We start from the raw sequence: 15,613 nt of genomic DNA, 5'->3' as shown, positions 1-15,613 counted from the left end.
CCGGGACCGTGAAACCCGGGCGCCCCGCCTCACCACTTGTAGCTGATCTTCGCCAGCACCCGCCGGGCATCGCCGTAGAAGCAGGAATTCTGCGCCTGGCAGGAGGAGACGAAGCGCCGGTCGGCGAGGTTCGTGGCGTTCACCTGGAAGCGCCAGTTCTCGTAATCGTAGTGCACCTGCGCGTCGAACAGCACGTAGTCCGGCAGGCGCAGGGTGTTGCCGACGTCGGCGAAGGAGCGGCCGATGTAGCGCACGCCGCCGCCGAAGCCGAAGCCGCGCCAGTCGCCGGTCGGAATCGTGTAGTCGAAGAACAGGTTGGCGAGGTTTTCGGGGGTGTTGACCGGCACGCGCCCGAGCTGGTCGACGGTGCCCCGCACGGTGTTGATCCCGAAGACCGTGAAGGAGCCGACGACGTTGAGGCCGTCGAACAGGTTGGCCACCAGCTGCGCCTCGAAGCCGGTGGAGCGCACCGCGCCGAGCTGGCTCTGGAACAGCGTGTTCGCCGGGTTCGGCGTCAGCACGTTGTTGCGGTGGATGTCGAAGCCCGCGAAGGTCAGGAAGTAGCCCTGGCCCGGCGGCTCGAACTTGACGCCGCCCTCGATCTGGTCGCCCGTCTCCGGCTTGAAGGTCTGGCTGTTGATGTCCGTGCCGATCAGCGGCTGGAACGAGGTCGAGTACATCACGTACGGCGCGAGGCCGAAGTCGAAGTTGTAGATCGCCGCCGCCCGGTAGGTGAAGGCGCTGTCGTTGCGGCCGTTGCTGTTGGCGGGGGTCAGGCGGTCGTAGACCCGGTTGTCGACGAAGTCCTGCCGGCCGCCGAGGATCAGGCTCAGCTCCGGCGTGAGCTTGATCTGGTCCTGGACGTAGAGCCCGACCTGCTGGAACGAGTCGGCGTTGATCAGGTACGGCGAGGCGGAGACCGTCTGCGGACCGTAGACCGGCGCGAGGATGTTCAGGTTCGGGGCCGGGAAGCCCGAGGCCTGGTTGTCGTGGATCTGGAAGTTCCGGTACTCCACGCCCATCAGGAAGTCGTGCCGGAAGAAGCCGTCGGAGAACTGCGCCTCGGCCTGGGTGTCGACGTCGAGCTGGGCGACCTTGGCGTGGTCCCGGAACAGGTAGCGGGCGAGCTGCGTCTGCTGCGGATCGGCGTAGCCGAGCTGGCCGATATAGGAGTTCTGGTAGCTCTCCGCGAAGGCGTAGCGGGCGTTCTGGCGGACCGTCCAGGTCTCGTCGAAGGCGTGCTCGAACTCGTAGCCGATGAAGGCTTGGTCGCGCCGGAAGGTGTTGAAGCCGGCATCGCCGACGTTGAGCGCGCGCGGGATGCGCAGGCCCAGCGCGGTCGGCTTCACCGTCCCGTAATAGGGCAGGAAGTTCGAGGTCACGGCGGAGTTGTCGCGCTGGAAGCTCGACAGGATCGTGAGCCGGGTCGCGCCGTCCGGCTTATAGGTGAAGGCCGGGGCGATGTAGTAGCTGTCGTCCGGCGCCCCCTGGACCTGGGTGCCGCCGTTGCGGGCGTAGCCGGTCAGGCGGGTGAACCAGTGGCCCTCCCGATCCGCCGGGCCGCCGACGTCGAAGGCGGCGTAGCGCTGGTCGAAGGAGCCGCCGCCGACCTCGATGGAGCCGAACGGCGTCTCGGTCGGGCGCTTGGTGACCTGGTTGATCAGGCCGCCGGGATTGCCGGCGCCGAACAGCACCGCGGCGGGGCCGCGCAGCACCTCGACGCGCTCCAGCCCGTAGGTGTTGACCCGGTAATACGCGAATCCGTAGTTCAGGAGCTGCAGGCCGTCGCGGTAGAGGCCGTAATCGCTCGCCACGAAGCCGCGCAGCTGGAAATAGTCGAGGCGCGAATCCGCGCCGAAGGTGCCCGCATAGGTGCCGGCCACGTACTGGGTCGCCTGCTGCAGGGTCTGGGCGTTCTGCGTGTCGATCTGCTGGCGGCCCACGACGGTGATCGATTGCGGGGTCTCGATCAGCGGGGTGTTGGTCTTGGTGGCGGTGGCCGAGCGCCGGGCCACGTAGCCGTCGATCGGGCCGGTCGGGCTCTCCACGGCGCGCGCGGGCGCCCCGGCGCGGACCGCGGAGGCCGGCCCGCCGCCGCCCTGGCTCTCCACGCTGAGCTCCTCGAGCTGCACGCTGCTGCCGGCCGGCGCCGCGGCGGCACCGCGGCGCGGCCCCGCATCCTGCGCACGGGCCGGGCCCGGCGCGGCCTGCGCCAGGACGGCCAGGGAAGCGCCGGCGAGGAGGGTGCGCAGGGTGACGCGCCGGACGATGCCCGTGGCGCCGGGGAGGGGGTGGGCGGCTCTCATGATCTCTTGCCGGATGCGACGCTGCGGGCAGCCGACCGCATTCGCCGGATTCGCCCCCGACGTGTCGGCCGCGCTGTTTAGAATCGTGATAAACTACTGTAATACTTGATCTTTCCAGCCCCGGACTACGGGCAGCCGGGCGCGGCCGCAAGCAGCCTTCGCGCGGAAGACGAGGGCTGTTGCCATTTCAACACGTATCGGTGGTGCAGCGACCGGGCCCGCGGCCCGGCGGCCCGGGGCTACTTCACGCGGCCCGCGATCCAGCCGGCCAGGACGTCCGCCACGGCGTCGCTGTTCGTCTCCAGCATCATCATGTGGCCGTTGCCGTGGAGGCCCTGATCGGCCAGCCGGACCACGTCGGGCTTGGCGCCGGCCTGGGTCAGGAAGGCGATGGTGCACTCGTCGTAGGTGGCGTGGAACGAGGCCTCCGCGGTCACCACCACGGTCGGCACCTTCGCGAGGTTCGGCAGGGCCCGGACGGGCTCGCCCTGCAGCCAGCAGCGGATCCGCCCGTCGCCCCCCTTCGGGTCGCCCCCCTTGGCGTCAGACCCCTTGGCGTCGGACCCTTTGGCCTGCTGCGCCACGATCAGGTCCTCGGGGGCCTTGACCGGGGGATCGAAGGTCAGCGGCATGCGGGTCAGGCCGTAGGCCCGGGCGCGCCCGTCCCCGGTCTTCTCCCAGAACTCCTTGCCGCCGCGGAACTGCACGTCGAAGAAGGGCGGGCCGTTCGGCTCGACGGCGACATGCGCCTTGACGAGGTCCGGCCGCGCATCCGAGGCCGCCCAGCCGAACAGGGCCGCCTGGCCGTGGGTGATCAGGATCGCCGGACCGATCTTCTCCAGCAGGGCCAGCAGGGCGGGATCGACCAGCTCCTCGGTCTGCTGGCTGTTGGCGAGGAAGGGGACTTGGCTGGCGAAGAACTGATCGAAGGCGGCGTTGCCCGGCACGCCCGCCCCGCCCGGCCAGCGGGTGTGGAGCTTGGCCTGCGGGTACAGGTCGTAGACCTCCGGGGCCGTGTGGGTGCGCTCCAGGCTCCGGGTGCCGAGCCGGTCGTAGGGGCCGTAGACCTCCGGGTTGGTGCCCGAGCGCCCGCGCCCGACCTGGTCGACCACGTAGACCGGATAGCCCTTCTCGACGAAGCGCTGCACCCAGCCCGGGCGGCCATCCGCGGTGGCGAGGTAGTTCACGCCGGTCTGGGCGAGGCCGTGGACCATCACCACCGGGTAGGCTTGCGTGATCCGGGCCGGGCTGCGCGACTGCACGAACATCTGGCCGACCATCACGGTCTTGTCGCCGAGCTTCTGGTAGCGGCCGCCGATGTAGAAATAGCCGGCGCGCGTCACCGGCTCGGACGGTCCCGCCGGGGCGGAGGCGGGCGCCACGCTCTGGGGGGCGGCGGCCTGCGCCGGCGGCTGGGCCGGGACAGGGCCCTGGGCCCGGGCCGGCCCCGCCGCCAACCCGGCGGCCAGCCCGGCAGACAGGCTCAGCCCCTGAACGGCGAGCAGCGCCGCGCGGGCGCCGTTCGCGATGCCGTTGCCGGCCATGCCGTCTCTCCCGGATGCGCGCCACTCCGCGCGGGCGCTTATTGCGGGAAACGCAACGTTCGGCCAGCCGGGAAAGCTGCACCATCCCGCCCGCGATGTCCGCGGCGGGGTCGGGCGAAGCGTCACGGCAACCGGATCGCGGCCGAGCCCGGCCCCCGGCGCATGCCAGGCGCGCCCGCGGCGGTGCTGGCGCGGCGCGGGCGGCACGCCCACCTTGGGATCGCATCGGCGCCGCTACGCGCGCCCCTCGCCCGGATCACCCGCGGCGGGGCAAAGCCAAGGACTCCAGCCGTGGATCCCGCAACCGCCAAGACCCTGGTTTCCGCCGCCCTGGTCGCCGCCATCAGCCTGTTCAGCTTGGTGTCGCTCCAGGCCTTCGTCGCTCAGATCCTCGCCGACCTCCGCGACGCCGGGTCCGCCGCCAGGGCGGTGCCGGTCCCGGTCCGCGTCGACCGCCGGATTCCGCCGCAGGCCTGATCGGTCCGAGCGGGCGGCGGGAGTTCCGTCCGCCGGGATCTTCCGACGGATGCCGGTCAGGTCTCCTCCTGCCGGGCCCGCTCGCGCAGGATGAACTTCTGCACCTTGCCGGTGGAGGTCTTGGGCAACTCGCCGAACACCACGTGGCGGGGGAGCTTGTAGGAGGCCAGCCGCCCCCGGCACCACTGGATCAGCTCGTCGGCACTGGGGGATGCGCCGGGCTTCAGCTCCACGAAGGCGCAGGGGGTCTCGCCCCATCTCGCATCGGGCTTGGCCACCACCGCCGCGGCGGCCACCGCCGGGTGCTTGAACAGGGCGTCCTCCACCTCGATCGACGAGATGTTCTCGCCCCCCGAGATGATGATGTCCTTCGAGCGGTCCTTGAGCTGCACGTAGCCGTCCGGGTGCTTCACCCCGAGGTCGCCGGTGCGGAACCAGCCGCCCTTGAAGGCGGCCTGCGTGGCGGCGGGATTCTTGAGGTAGCCGCGCATCACCACGTTGCCGCGCATCATCACCTCGCCGATCGTGGCCCCGTCGGCGGGCACCGGCTCCATCGTCTCAGGGTCGCGGACGTCGAGGGCCTCGAGCACCGGATAGCGGACGCCCTGGCGCGCCTTCTTGGCCGCCCGCTGGTCGGCCGCGAGGGCGTCCCAGTCGCCGTGCCAGGCATTCACAACCGCCGGCCCGTAGCTCTCGGTCAGGCCGTACAGGTGGGTCACGTCGAACCCGGCCTCCGACATGCCGGCGAGCACCGCCTCCGGCGGCGGCGCGGCGGCGGTGAAGAACGCGACGCGCTTGTGCAGGTCGCGGCGCTCGGCATCGGAGGCGTTGATCAGCATCTGCATCACGATCGGCGCCCCGCAGAGATGCGTGACCCCGTGCTCGTCCATCAGCCGGTACATGGCCTCCGCCCGGACCTGGCGCAGGCAGACATGGGTGCCGGCCACCACCGACAGGGTCCAGGGGAAGCACCAGCCGTTGCAGTGGAACATCGGCAGGGTCCAGAGATAGACCGGGTGCTGGCCGAGCCCGCCCGTGATGACGTTGCCGAGCGCCAGCAGCGCCGCCCCCCGGTGGTGGTAGACCACGCCCTTCGGGTCGCCCGTGGTGCCCGACGTGTAGTTCAGGGCGATCGCGTCCCACTCGTCGTCCGGGAGACGCCAGTCGTGCTCCGGGTTGCCGCCGGCCAGAAACGCTTCGTAGTCGGTCTCGCCGAGGCGGGCGCCGGGGCCGTCGTATTCGGGATCGTCCACGTCGATCACGAACGGCTTGGTCTCCAGCCCCTCCAGCGCCGCGGCGGCCGTGCGGGAAAATTCGCGGTCGGTGATCAGCACCGTGGCCTCGCCGTGTTCCAGGCAGAAGCGGATCGCGCCGGCGTCGAGGCGGGTGTTGAGGGTGTTGAGCACCGCCCCGGTCATCGGCACGCCGTAGTGGCACTCGATCATCTCGGGGGTGTTGGCCAGCAGCGCCGCCACGGTGTCGCCCCGGCCGATCCCGCGCGCCGCCAGCGCCGAGGCGAGGCGGCGCGCCCGGGCGTAGAGGTCCCGGTAGGAGCGCCGCAGGGGGCCGTGGACCACCGCCACGTGCTCGGGAAACACCCGCGCGGCCCGGTCCAGGTAGAGCAGGGGGGTCAGCGGCTGGTGGTTGGCCGGGACGCGGTCGAGGTCGCGGTCGTAAATCGTGTCGCGGGCCATCCCCGTCCTCCCGGCAAAATGTTGCCGGGACCGTAGCTTGCCGGGACGGGCGCGATCAATCGGGCGGGCGCGGGCATCCTCAGTGGCGGGGCTCGTCCTCGGGCTCGGGCAGGAAGCGGGCGAGTTCGAAGCCGATCTCGATCATCAGGTGCTCGATCCGGTCGGTGAGGGTCGGCCGGTGCAGGGCGCGGGCGAGGTCGCGCAGGGCGATGATGTGCTCGGCCATCCGGTTCACCACCCGCTCGCTCTGCACGAGATTGGCGGCCTGCTCCTCGGTGCGGTCGATGGCGATGCCGCGCCCCCGGGTCGCCCCGCCGGCGGGGTCCCGCTCGATCCGGCCGCGCATCAGCAGCGTGCGGATCCCGGTGCGCGTGTCGCGGGTGCGGAACTCCGCCTCGACCGGACCGCCGGTCTCGGCCATCGCGTGCAGGTAGCTCTCGATCCGGATGCGGTCCTCGGGATGGGTGTGATCGAGGAACACCTCGAGGGACACCCCGCCGGCGGCGGCCTCGGGGTCGAGGCCGAGCAGATCCGCGAAGGTGGCCGAGAGCGCCAGCTGCCCCGCCCAGTAATCGTGGGCCCAGGTGCCCACGACGCCGGAGGCTTCCAGAACGGCTTGCGGGATCGGGGCTTCGGCCGCGCCAGTCCGCGCCGGGGCGACACCCGCCTTTAAACTTGAGGTTTTCACCCCCATCGGACTCCTCGTCTCACCCGCGCTCACGCTACGGTATCCGAGCGCCGCTGGAAAGGCTGTTAACTCTCTATATGCTAAGAATCTTAACCTGAAGTTTAGATGGATAGCCTGTGGCCGCATTGGGCCGGGATCTTCGGAACGACGCGCCGTCTTAACGGGTCGTTAACCATGTCGGCCGCAACCTGCCTCGGGACATCCTTGGGTCACAGGATCGCGGCACGCCGCAAATTCCATACCTGAGGTTGATCCAGACGGCGCAGCGACCGGCGGTCGCGGGCGCCCGAACGGATGCACGGGGCCTTCTGGAGGACGCCCAGGATGAAAGCGATCACCTTCGTCACGCAGAAGGGCGGCAGCGGCAAGAGCACGCTGTGCATCTCCCTGGCGGTGGCCGCCCGGGAAGCCGGCCACACGGTCTGCATCCTGGAGATGGACCGGCAGGCCACGATCTCCGACTGGCTCGACCACCGCACCGCCGACGGCCCCGAGGTGGCGCAGATCGACGCCACCCAGATCGACGCCGTGATGGAGCGCCTGCGCGAATCCGCCTACGATTACGTGTTCATCGACACGCCGGGGGTCGATTCCACCGGCACGCTGTCGGCGATCCGCGCGGCGGACCTGTGCATCATCCCGTGCCGGCCGACCCCCGCGGACCTGCGGGCGTTCAAGCCGACGCTGGCCGCCGTCTACCGGCTGGAGAAGAAGTTCGCCTTCGTGCTGAACCAGACCCCGCCGCGCTCCTACCGGGTCCGCGACGCCGCGGACGGGCTGGCGGTGCTCGGCATCCTGCCCGACGTGAACATCGTCGCCCGCACCGACCACCAGGACGCGATCGGCCTCGGGCAGGGCGTCACCGAATTCAACCCGAAGGGCCAGGCCGCCGGGGAGGTCCGCCGCCTCTGGTCCTGGATCGAGCGCCGCACGCAGCCCCTGAGGACGGGTCAGCATGTCCAAGCCGCCTAAGCTCAGCCTCGCGGCGATCGTGGCCTCGGCGAGCCCGCAGGTGAAGCCCCTCGCCCGATCCGCGCCGGCGGTCCGGCCGCAGGGCGCCGAGATCGTGTCGTTGACCCTCGCGCCTCCGGTGCCGAAGCCCGCGGCCACGCTCAAGCAGCGGGCCCGCCAGATGTCGGTCTATCTGGAGCCGCCGGTCTACGACCAGCTGCGCGACCTCGCCTACGCCGAGCGGACCAAGATGCACGCCCTGATTCTGGAGGGCCTCGACCTGCTGTTCAAGCAGCGCGGCGCCCAGTCGATCGCGCAGCTGACCGACGCGCAGTCCCGCTGAGGGCAGGCGGCTCCGCCTCCCTCCCCCGCGGCGGGGAGGGAGATGCCCTCTGGGAGAGCCTTTTCCCTTCTCGAACAGCCTTTTATGCGTCGATCCTGAGATCACGCACGAACCGCCCGGCACCGTCGGGCGCAGCGCCTGAACCCCGACCTCCGGCAACGTTCAGGCTTCCTTTACGCGATCCCTACAATTCTGGGTGGACCCGGCCGCGGGCCTTTTGGCGCGTCCGGATCCGGTCCGGTTCGGGCCCCGGCCACGCGTAGAGTTTGGTGACCCCCACGATGGTGCGCACGACGCTTCCCCGGCCGGCGCGCCTCGCCCTGCGGCTCATGGCCGTCTCGGGCGTGGCCCTGGCCACCGCCAACTGCGCCACCTCGCCCCAGCAGAAGCTCGCCGCCGGGAACGGTATCGACCCGAAATACGGGGTCAAGGCGAGCCCGCGCCTCTACAACGAGGGCGACGTGATCCCGAAGGGCGGCGGCCGCCGCTACACCGGCAAGCCCTACGTGGTCGCCGGCCAGACCTACGTGCCGAAGGAGAATCCGAACGGCTACGTGCGCGAGGGGCTCGCCTCCTGGTACGGCTCGGCCTTCCACGGCCGCATGACCGCCAACGGCGAGGTGTTCGACCGCCACTCGATCGCCGCCGCCCACCCCACCCTGCCGCTGCCGAGCTACGCCCGGGTGACGAACCTCGACAACGGCTACTCGATGGTGGTGCGCGTCAACGACCGCGGCCCCTACCATGCCGGGCGCGTCATGGACGTGTCGGAGGAGGCGGCCGACGCCCTGGGCTTCCACCGCAAGGGCACCGCGCATGTGCGCGTCGAATATGTCGGCAAGGCCTCGGTGGCCGGCAGCGACGACCGCAAGCTGCTCGCCAGCCTGCGCACCGACGGCCGGCCGGCCGGCCGCTCGACCGTGATGATGGCCGATCTCGGCCCGACCGAGGACACGGAGCGCTACACGCGCTCCGCCCCGGCGCCGCTGGCCTTCCGTCCCGCCCAGGATTCCGCGTCGGAGCCCGCCGAGACCCCGGCCGCGCGGCCCGAGAGGACGGCGCCGGTGCGCGCGCCGATCATGCTGGCCTCCGCCGCCGTGACGGTCCCGGCGGCCGTGCAGCCCACCGCCCCGCGGGTGCGGGAGTTCCGGCCCGCCCCCGTCCAGACCGCCGCCGCCAAGGGTGGCGGCGTCGGGGCCGGCAGCCTGAAGGTCGCGGGTCTCAACCCGGCCCTCGCCCAGGGAGCGCCCCAGGCGCACGGGCATGCCGCCGCCGGGAAAATCGCCTCGAAACCCGGCTCGGCCGCCCGTCCGGCGATCGCCGAGGTCCACGGCCGGGGGGCTCCGGCGCCCGGCCCGACGAAGCTCGCCAAGGGCCCCTCCGCGCCGCCCTCCGCGCCGCTGCCGGCCTCGGCCAAGCTCGCCATGGCACGCCTCGCCGCCGTGCCGGCCAAGCCCGCGGCGGCCGCGCCGTCCAAGGTGGCGCCCGGCAAGTCCGCGGCGCCTGCCAAGTCCGCAGCGCCTGCCAAGTCCGCGGCGCCCGGCAAGGCGTCACCGAGCAGGATCGCCGCCCCTGCCGGCGCCCATCACGCCCGCCTGGCCGGGATCTACTGACGCCGCCCGCGGCGTCGGCCATCGGGGCCTCGGCCGGATCCCGGCCGCCGATGCGGCATTTCGCGTTCGATCCGGCGCCGAAACCGTAATATGGTCACGCTTGTTATTGGGATACGGCCGGGATGCTTCCGGGCCGGCGGCAGGCGTGGGACGGAACGGTGATGCGCAGACCCCTTCTCACCCTCCTCGCGGCCGCCTGCGCCCTGGGCGCCGGCCTCGCCGCCGCCGCCGCACAGAGCTTCCAGACCGCGGCCCCGCACGCGATCCTGATCGACGCCGATTCCGGCTCGGTCCTGTTCGAGAAGGCCGCCGACGAGCGGTTCTCGCCGGCCAGCATGGCCAAGCTGATGACCACCGACATCGTGTTCGAGGCGCTGAAATCCGGCCGCCTCTCCATGGACACGGAGTTCACCGTCACCGAGGACGCGTGGAAGCGCGGCGGCGCCGGCGGGGGCGGCTCGTCGATGTTCGCGCAGGTCAACAGCCGCATCAAGATGGCGGACCTGCTGCGCGGCCTGATCGTGCAGTCGGGCAACGACGCGGCGATCACCATCGCGGAGAACATGGCCGGGTCCGAGGAGGCCTTCGCGGGGCTGATGAACCAGCGCGCCAAGGAGATCGGGCTGACGAACTCGACCTTCCGCAACGCCACCGGCTACGCGGCGCCCGACCAGAAGGTCACGGCCCGGGACATGGCCAAGCTCGCGCTGCACATCATCGACACCTACCCGGATTACTACAAGATCTTCTCCGAGAAGGAGTTCACCTGGAACAAGATCCGCCAGCAGAACCGCAACCCGCTGCTCGCCCTCGACATCGGCGCGGACGGGCTCAAGACCGGCTACCTGGAGGAATCGGGCTACGCGCTCACGGGCTCGGCGGTGCAGAACGGCCAGCGGCTCGTTCTGGTGGTCTCGGGGCTGAAGAGCGCCCGGGACCGCGCCTCCGAGTCGCGCAAGCTGATGGAATGGGGCTTCCGCGCCTTCGAGCCCCGGCAGGTCTTCACGCCGGGCGAGACCGTGGCCGAGGCCTCCGTGTACGGCGGCCAGTCGGGCTCGGTGCCGCTGGTGGCGAAGAAGCCCGTGCGGGTCCTGCTGCCGCGCGGCTCCAGCGACCGGGTCAGCGCCAAGGTGATCTATACCGGGCCCCTCGTCGCCCCCGTGGAGGAGGGCCGGCGGGTCGGCGTCCTGCGCATCCAGCGCGGCGATACGGTCGCCCTCGACCAGCCCCTCTACGCCGGCGCCTCGGTGGAGCCCGGCACGCTGTCGCAGCGGGCGATGGATGCGGCGCTGGAATTCGGCACCGGCCTCGTCCGCAAGGCCCTCGACCGGGCCGGCAAGGGCGGCGACAAGGGGACGGACAAGGGTGCTGCCGGGGCGGCCAACCCCTCGTGACGGCGCGCGCGTGACCGTGCTGCGGCTCCGGGATCCCGCGGAGGCGGGCGGCGCCTTCCTCACCTTCGAGGGGGGGGAGGGGGCCGGCAAGTCGACCCAGATCGCCCGCCTCGCCGCGACCCTGCGCGCGCGATCGGGCCGGGCCGTCTGCGTGACGCGCGAGCCCGGCGGCTCGCCGCGGGCGGAGGAGATCCGCACGGCCCTGCTCGACGGCGTCGCCAAGCCCTACGGCCCCTTCGCGGAAGCCCTGCTGTTCAGCGCCGCCCGGATCGACCACCTCGACCGCTTGATCCGTCCGGCCCTGCGCCGGGGCGAAATCGTGCTGTGCGACCGCTTCATCGACTCGACCCGGGCCTATCAGGGCGCCGCAGGCGGCCTCGATCCCGGGATCCTGGACGCCCTGGAACGGGTCGTCGTCGGCCCGACCCGGCCCGACCTCACCCTGATCCTCGACCTCGCCCCCGAGGCGGGCCTCGCCCGCGCGGCCGGGCGCTGCGCCGGGACGGGACAGGGGGCCGACCGGTTCGAGGCCGAGGCCCTCGACTTCCACATCCGGCTGCGGGAGGCCTTCCTGGCGATCGCCCGGGCCGAGCCGGAGCGCTGCGCGGTGATCGACGCGTCCCGCGATCCGGACACGGTCGAGGCGGCGATCCGGGGCGTCGTCGCGTCCCGGCTGCCCGAGCTTCTGCCCGACCGGCCGAAGGGGACGGGCAGAAGCGGCGATGCGGTGTGAGCGGCTGCGCTCCGCGGCCGGTTTGCGGCGTGCCCCGTTCGGGCTATCGTCCGGATGGAAACCGCCGCTCCCTGGCGCTGACCCGTCAAGGTCGAGCCGGCGCACGATCACGGGGTGCAGGGCGCGTCGGCGGTGGAACCTCCGCTCGCCCTGTTCCGCGCGCGAGAATGCCGGAGAGGCCCATTCTCGGCACGCAGGCTCGGCACGCAGGGCCGCGCGCCACCGGCACGGGGTGGGTCGGCGAGGCCCGGGCAGGCCGGTGCGACCGGCCCAGGGGCGCTCTCGGGGGCGCTCTCGGGGGCGCTGGGCACCGCCCGTGGGCTTCCGGAAGCGCAGCGGTGCCGGAACCGCCAGAGGAGCGAAGGCTCGCATGAAACCCGTGGACCGCGCCGCCGACGACGTCGAGCCCGGAGACCTGTCGGGCATCCCGCGCCCGCGCGAGACCCTCGGGCTCGTCGGCCACGGGGCGGCGGCCGACGCCTTCGCGGCCGCGATCGCGGCGGGCCGCCTGCACCATGCCTGGCTGATCGGCGGCGCCCCCGGCATCGGCAAGGCGACGCTGGCCTACCGGGTCGCGCGCCGCCTGCTCGCCCATCCCGCGGGCGGCGGGCCGGCGGGCCTCGACGTGCCGGCGGACGATGCCGTCATCGGCAAGGTGGCGGGCCTGTCGCACCCGAATCTGGTGGTCCTGCGCCGCCACCGGACCGCCGGCACCAAGACGCTGCCGACCAAGATCTCGGTCGACATGGTGCGCCGGGCCCTCGACCTCTTCGCCTCGACGGCCACGGATTCCGGCTGGCGGGTCTGCATCCTCGACAGCGCCGAGGATCTCAACGCCAACGCCGCCAACGCCCTGCTCAAGGTCCTGGAGGAGCCCCCGCCCCGGGCGCTGTTCCTGATCCTGTCCCACCAGCCCGGCCGGCTGCTCCCGACCATCCGCTCCCGTTGCCGGGTCCTGATGCTGCGCCCGCTGTCCCCCGAGGCGGTCGCCCAGGTGGTGCGCGGCCTGCCCGAGCCCTTCCCGCAACCCGACGAGGCCGCCCTGGCCCGGGCGCTGGCCCAGTGCGAGGGCTCGGTCGCCCGGGCGCTGGCGATGCTCGATCCGGTCACCGCCGGCCTCGTGGCCGAGATCGAGACCCTGCTGGCGCGGGCGCGCACGCCCGATTGGGGCCGGGTGCTCAAGCTGGCCGAGACCCTGGCGGGCCGCGACGCGGAGGCGCGGTTCGAGGCCGCCCAGGACGCGGTGCTGCGCTTCGTCTCGGCCGAGATCGACCGGCGCCGGGACGAGCCCCCCGCCCGCCTCGCCGCCCTGGTGGAGGTCGCCGACCGGTTCGGCCGCGCCGCCCGGGAGGCGGCGATCTACAACCTCGACCGGCGCCCGGTGATGCTGTCCCTGTTCGGGGACCTCGCCGAGGTGGCGTAGGGCCGGACGCGGCGGTGCCGCGGGCGATGGGCGCCGTGAGAGGCCGCTGCGCGAGGCCGCCGCGTGAGGCCGCCGCATCCCGTCGTCCCGGGGCCGCCCGGCGGGGCCTGGGATCCAGACACGCCGAGGCGGCGAGGCCTCGCACGGACGGTGTCCCGGGTCGCCCGGCTCCGGCGTGCCCCTCCGGGTCCGGGTTCGTCTGCGGCGCCCCGGGGTCACTGCGCGGATCGATGGGCGCAGGGCCTCACCGCCCGGACGCGCCGCCCGCACCTTGACAATGTTCCTATTTTGTGCTTCCTGACCGCACCTGTCCGCGGCGGCCCGGGAGCGATCCCGGGGCGTCCTTCGGGGGCCCGCCCGGTGGCTGACCGGGCGGGTCCGGGGGCGGGGCGGCGCCCGCGTCGGTGGCTCTCAGCCGCCATCGCCCCGGGCGGCGGACCGGTGCGGGGCGTGTCTCGGAAGCGGGCGTGAGACCGGGCGGCAGTTTGCCCGGCGGGGTCGAGGAAATGCCCCCGCGCCGACCCGCCTCTGGGCCGACCCTGAGCGACCTGCGGACCCGCCCACTACGAGGCGGGGGGCGGCTGGAAGGCCACGGCGCTGATGCGGGTTCCGGAGGTGCGGGCACGGCGTGCCTGGGCCTCGCCCGAGACCGCTAACAGGGAGTCGCAGGACCGGGGCGCTGGAGACGCCGCGGTGAGAAAGACGGCACCGGCCGGGGGAGGCGCCCGGTCGATGCCGCGGGGCGCCGCGGGGATCGGATCCCGCGCGACTTTGGCCGACACCTGGGTTCCCGCGGCGTCCCGCGTCCCTCGTGTTCGCTCCCGGGCCATGCCCCCGGCGCCACCGGCGCGCGGGGACGATGACGCATGTCCGGAGACGGTCGACGACGGCCGCCTCCCGGACCGGCCGCCGTCGCGGCCGCGCCGGTCTTGCCGGCCGCGACGGTTGCGTCCCGGCTCCGGTCGCGCGACAACGCGGGCAGCTTCCCGCGCTCATCCGGAACACCACAGACGTGACGTCCAACGCCCCGGCGCCCCTGAAAAAAACCTTCGGCCTCTCGACCGCGATCTCCTACCCCAACGGCGCGCCCCATATCGGCCATGCCTACGAGGTGATCGCCGCCGACGCCATCGCGCGCTTCCACCGGCTCGACGGCTACGACGTGCTGTTCTCCACCGGGACCGACGAGCACGGGCTGAAGATCCAGCAGGCCGCGACCCGGGCCGGCACCACCCCCCGCGCGTATGTCGACGGCACCGCCGCCCGGTTCCAGGCGATGGCCGACCGGTTGGACTGCGCCTACGACCGCTTCATCCGCACCACCGAGCCCGACCATTCCGCCGCCGCCCAGGAGATCTGGCGGCGGATGGAGGCCAACGGCGACATCTACCTCGACAAATACGCCGGCTGGTACTCGGTCCGCGACGAGGCCTATTACGACGAGGCCGAGACCCGGCTCCTGGAGGACGGCAGCCGCCGCAGCCTCGCCACCGACACGCCGGTCGTGTGGATGGAGGAGGAGAATTTCCTGTTCCGGCTCTCCGCCTATCAGGACCGGCTGCTGCAGCTCTACGCGGACCAGCCCGACTTCATCGGGCCGGACACGCGCCGGAACGAGGTGGCGAGCTTCGTGCGCTCCGGCCTCAAGGACCTCTCGGTCAGCCGCACCAATTTCGACTGGGGCGTGCCGGTGCCCGGCCATCCGAGCCACGTCATGTACGTGTGGGTCGATGCGCTCACCAATTATCTCACCGTCACCGGCTTCCCCGACGAGTCCGATCCGCGAAAAAAATTCTGGCCGATGGACCTGCACATCATCGGCAAGGACATCGTCCGGTTCCACGCGGTCTACTGGCCGGCCTTCCTGATGTCGGCCGGGCTGCCCCTGCCCAAGCGCGTCTTCGGCCACGGCTTCCTGCTCTCCAAGGGCGAGAAGATGTCGAAGTCGCTGGGCAACGTCCTCGACCCGTTCGAGCTCGCCGACACCTACGGCGTCGACCCGGTGCGCTACTTCGTGCTGCGCGAGGTGCCGTTCGGCGGCGACGGCAGCTACAGCCACGAGGCGATCATCGGCCGGATCAACGCCGATCTCGCCAACGACCTCGGCAACCTCGCCCAGCGCTCGCTCTCGATGGTGGCCAAGAACTGTGACGGTGCGGTGCCGGATCCGGGCAGCCTGGACGAGGCCGACCGCGCCCTGCTCGCCCAGGTCGATGCCCTGCCGGAGCGCGCCCGCACCCTGATGGGCGACCTCGCGCTGCACAGCATCCTCGCCGAGATCTGGGCCGTGGTGGCGGAGGCGAACCGCTACTTCGCCGCCCAGGAGCCCTGGCGCCTGCGCAAGTCCGACCCGGCGCGGATGAACGCCGTGCTCTACACGACGCTGGAGGCGTTGCGCGTCTTCGGCATCCTGACCCAGCCCTTCGTGCCGGGGGCGGCCGCCAAGC

At 72.2% G+C, this 15,613-nt stretch carries 12 protein-coding genes (1 of these 12 only partly in view); 8 read left to right on the top strand and 4 right to left on the bottom strand.

Annotated elements, in window-relative coordinates; genetic code table 11:
* Window positions 1-29 precede the first annotated feature (29 nt).
* Together ABC766_RS01595 and ABC766_RS01590 are read right to left on the bottom strand one after the other, a co-directional pair.
* Window positions 30-2,306: a TonB-dependent siderophore receptor gene (locus tag ABC766_RS01595; RefSeq protein WP_345820806.1), complete on the bottom strand. Its 2,277-nt coding sequence runs from the start codon at window positions 2,304-2,306 to the stop codon at window positions 30-32.
* 239 nt (window positions 2,307-2,545) lie between these two features.
* The gene (locus ABC766_RS01590; RefSeq protein ID WP_345820805.1) at window positions 2,546-3,850 is read right to left on the bottom strand and encodes an alpha/beta hydrolase; all 1,305 of its coding nucleotides are present in this window, start codon (window positions 3,848-3,850) and stop codon (window positions 2,546-2,548) included.
* A 291-nt stretch (window positions 3,851-4,141) separates the two neighbouring features.
* Here ABC766_RS01590 and ABC766_RS01585 point away from each other — a divergent pair, with 291 nt between their 5' ends.
* Complete coding sequence (locus ABC766_RS01585; RefSeq protein WP_342144665.1) at window positions 4,142-4,327, top strand: hypothetical protein; 186 nt, start codon at window positions 4,142-4,144, stop codon at window positions 4,325-4,327.
* Window positions 4,328-4,383: 56 nt separating this feature from the next.
* On the opposite strand, the gene ABC766_RS01580 is transcribed toward ABC766_RS01585, so the two are convergent.
* Both ABC766_RS01580 and ABC766_RS01575 read right to left on the bottom strand, forming a co-directional pair.
* Window positions 4,384-6,021 carry an acyl-CoA synthetase gene (locus ABC766_RS01580; protein ID WP_345820804.1) on the bottom strand — a complete coding sequence of 546 codons (1,638 nt, stop codon included), beginning with the start codon at window positions 6,019-6,021 and terminating at the stop codon, window positions 4,384-4,386.
* Window positions 6,022-6,100: 79 nt separating this feature from the next.
* The gene (locus tag ABC766_RS01575) at window positions 6,101-6,715 is read right to left on the bottom strand and encodes a PAS domain-containing protein (RefSeq protein ID WP_051044948.1); all 615 of its coding nucleotides are present in this window, start codon (window positions 6,713-6,715) and stop codon (window positions 6,101-6,103) included.
* Between the two features lie 318 nt (window positions 6,716-7,033).
* Between ABC766_RS01575 and ABC766_RS01570 the strand changes: the two genes are divergently transcribed.
* The 7 genes from ABC766_RS01570 to metG all read left to right on the top strand — a co-directional run.
* Window positions 7,034-7,681 (top strand): ParA family protein, encoded by a 648-nt coding sequence (locus tag ABC766_RS01570; RefSeq protein ID WP_043354541.1) that lies wholly within the window; start codon window positions 7,034-7,036, stop codon window positions 7,679-7,681.
* Window positions 7,665-8,003 (top strand): ribbon-helix-helix domain-containing protein, encoded by a 339-nt coding sequence (locus ABC766_RS01565; RefSeq protein ID WP_043354543.1) that lies wholly within the window; start codon window positions 7,665-7,667, stop codon window positions 8,001-8,003. Before ABC766_RS01570 ends, ABC766_RS01565 begins: the two co-directional genes overlap by 17 nt.
* A 281-nt stretch (window positions 8,004-8,284) precedes the next feature.
* Entirely contained in the window at window positions 8,285-9,616 is a 1,332-nt protein-coding gene (locus ABC766_RS01560; RefSeq protein ID WP_345822652.1) for a septal ring lytic transglycosylase RlpA family protein, read from the top strand.
* Window positions 9,617-9,777: 161 nt separating this feature from the next.
* Window positions 9,778-11,010, top strand: a complete 1,233-nt coding sequence (locus ABC766_RS01555; protein ID WP_345820799.1) for a D-alanyl-D-alanine carboxypeptidase family protein — start codon at window positions 9,778-9,780, stop codon at window positions 11,008-11,010.
* Between the two features lie 10 nt (window positions 11,011-11,020).
* Window positions 11,021-11,743, top strand: coding sequence for a dTMP kinase (gene tmk / locus ABC766_RS01550; protein ID WP_345820796.1), 723 nt, complete (start codon window positions 11,021-11,023; stop codon window positions 11,741-11,743).
* Between the two features lie 370 nt (window positions 11,744-12,113).
* Window positions 12,114-13,166 carry a DNA polymerase III subunit delta' gene (locus ABC766_RS01545; RefSeq protein WP_043354545.1) on the top strand — a complete coding sequence of 351 codons (1,053 nt, stop codon included), beginning with the start codon at window positions 12,114-12,116 and terminating at the stop codon, window positions 13,164-13,166.
* Between the two features lie 1,012 nt (window positions 13,167-14,178).
* Window positions 14,179-15,613, top strand: partial view of a methionine--tRNA ligase gene (gene metG / locus ABC766_RS01540; protein WP_342143720.1) — the 5' portion only. Its footprint extends 143 nt past the window's final position; the window shows 1,435 of its 1,578 coding nt (coding positions 1-1,435); the start codon lies at window positions 14,179-14,181; the stop codon falls past the right edge of the window.

Origin of the sequence: Methylobacterium fujisawaense (assembly GCF_039619325.1) — a bacterium.
Taxonomy (GTDB): Bacteria; Pseudomonadota; Alphaproteobacteria; order Rhizobiales; family Beijerinckiaceae; genus Methylobacterium; species Methylobacterium fujisawaense.
The sequence above is the reverse complement of the archived record's forward strand: the minus strand, read 5'-3'. Positions and strand labels throughout refer to the sequence as shown.

Excerpts from the sequence above, each read along its gene's own strand:
- ABC766_RS01595 (WP_345820806.1), bottom strand. The coding sequence starts at position 2,306 with ATGAGAGCCGCCCACCCCCTCCCCGGCGCCACGGGCATCGTCCGGCGC.
- ABC766_RS01590 (WP_345820805.1), bottom strand. The coding sequence starts at position 3,850 with ATGGCCGGCAACGGCATCGCGAACGGCGCCCGCGCGGCGCTGCTCGCC.
- ABC766_RS01580 (WP_345820804.1), bottom strand. The coding sequence starts at position 6,021 with ATGGCCCGCGACACGATTTACGACCGCGACCTCGACCGCGTCCCGGCC.
- ABC766_RS01575 (WP_051044948.1), bottom strand. The coding sequence starts at position 6,715 with ATGGGGGTGAAAACCTCAAGTTTAAAGGCGGGTGTCGCCCCGGCGCGG.
- ABC766_RS01570 (WP_043354541.1), top strand. The coding sequence starts at position 7,034 with ATGAAAGCGATCACCTTCGTCACGCAGAAGGGCGGCAGCGGCAAGAGC.
- ABC766_RS01565 (WP_043354543.1), top strand. The coding sequence starts at position 7,665 with ATGTCCAAGCCGCCTAAGCTCAGCCTCGCGGCGATCGTGGCCTCGGCG.
- ABC766_RS01560 (WP_345822652.1), top strand. The coding sequence starts at position 8,285 with ATGGTGCGCACGACGCTTCCCCGGCCGGCGCGCCTCGCCCTGCGGCTC.
- ABC766_RS01555 (WP_345820799.1), top strand. The coding sequence starts at position 9,778 with ATGCGCAGACCCCTTCTCACCCTCCTCGCGGCCGCCTGCGCCCTGGGC.
- ABC766_RS01545 (WP_043354545.1), top strand. The coding sequence starts at position 12,114 with ATGAAACCCGTGGACCGCGCCGCCGACGACGTCGAGCCCGGAGACCTG.